2 protein-coding genes are annotated in these 1,134 nt (G+C 59.9%); both read right to left on the minus strand.

The window, feature by feature from the left end; genetic code table 11:
* Nucleotides 1-157: 157 nt before the first annotated feature.
* A complete protein-coding gene (locus G3R49_RS19885; protein WP_062955149.1) occupies nucleotides 158-502 on the minus strand; it encodes a MobC family plasmid mobilization relaxosome protein in 345 nt (114 codons plus the stop codon).
* Nucleotides 492-668: a hypothetical protein gene (locus G3R49_RS19890; protein ID WP_004197757.1), complete on the minus strand. Its 177-nt coding sequence runs from the start codon at nucleotides 666-668 to the stop codon at nucleotides 492-494. The genes G3R49_RS19885 and G3R49_RS19890 overlap by 11 nt, the downstream gene beginning before the upstream one ends.
* Between the last annotated feature and the right edge of the window lie 466 nt (nucleotides 669-1,134).

A 1,134-nucleotide genomic window follows, 5' to 3' on the forward strand; every position in this document is an offset into this window, starting at 1 on the left:
GCCGGAGGTGTACTTTTTGGCGTAGGGCGAGGCGTCGATAAGCTCCCGGACCTCCTCCGGCTTTCCCTGCAGGACGATGGCCCCGTCGCGCTGGCGGTCTTTCCCCAGCAGATAATCCACCGGCCCGGCACCGCCGCCTCGCCCTCGCGGATGAAACTTAACGATCATCGTCTGCCCCCTTTTCCAGCACGGCATGCCGCAGCCGCTCGAGTTCGGCATCAATGGCCATCAGCGCGGCCACCACCTGAACCCGGTCAGCGCCTGACCACTGGCCGCCGTTAATTTTCCGGGCGATCTGGTTGAGGTTGTTCCCCATCCCGGCAAGCTGGCGCAGCAAAACCGGATCGATGGACGGCAGCCGCAACGACCGCGCCGGGCGCGTATCGAGACAGGTTTCCCGCATCCACACCGCCAGTTGCCTTCCATTGCAGCGCTCCAGCAGCTGCTGGTACTCCCCATCGGTCACCCGGATACCTAAAAAACGGGTACGCTTAACCGCCATCCTCTCCTCCGATATCCGCAAAATGTGACCGGGCTGAACGCTCAAGCTCTGCCATCTGCTCCCGGCGGTAATCTTCCTCCTGTGCCTGACGCATCAGATTTGCCATCACTGCCGGATGCCAGGATCTTTTTTTTACGACGAGCGGCTTCTTCTTCGGCTTCTGCATTATCCCTCCTTCGCAAACGCCGGACGGCACGGAAAAGTTTTCCGGGTCGCTCCGGCGTTGGACAAGCGCCAGCGCGTCAGTGGTGTTAGCGGGTTTCGGGGCGCAGCCCTGAACCAGTCACAGCGTTTACGCTGTGTATACTGGCTTACTATGTTGGCATGAGAGCACGATTCATGAAAGTGCCTCATGTGGCAGGTGTGATATGTGGCTCAGGAGCGTCCGCAATACCATGCACGGACAGATGAAATGACGCCTCCTCGCTCACTCGGTAGCTGCGCTCCTGCCGTTCGGCTGCGGCGGGCGTGACCGACTCACGGATAACGGGATAAAGCAAAGGCGCTCAAATCAGAAAGGGCCGGAGAAAAGGATGCGGCGTTGCCGTTTTTCCATAGGCTCCGCCTCCCCTGACGAGCATCACAGAAATGGACGCTCAAGTCAGAGGAGGACGAAACCCGACAGGACTTAA

The organism is Shewanella sp. WXL01, assembly GCF_012263345.1.
GTDB lineage: Bacteria > Pseudomonadota > Gammaproteobacteria > Enterobacterales > Shewanellaceae > Shewanella > Shewanella maritima.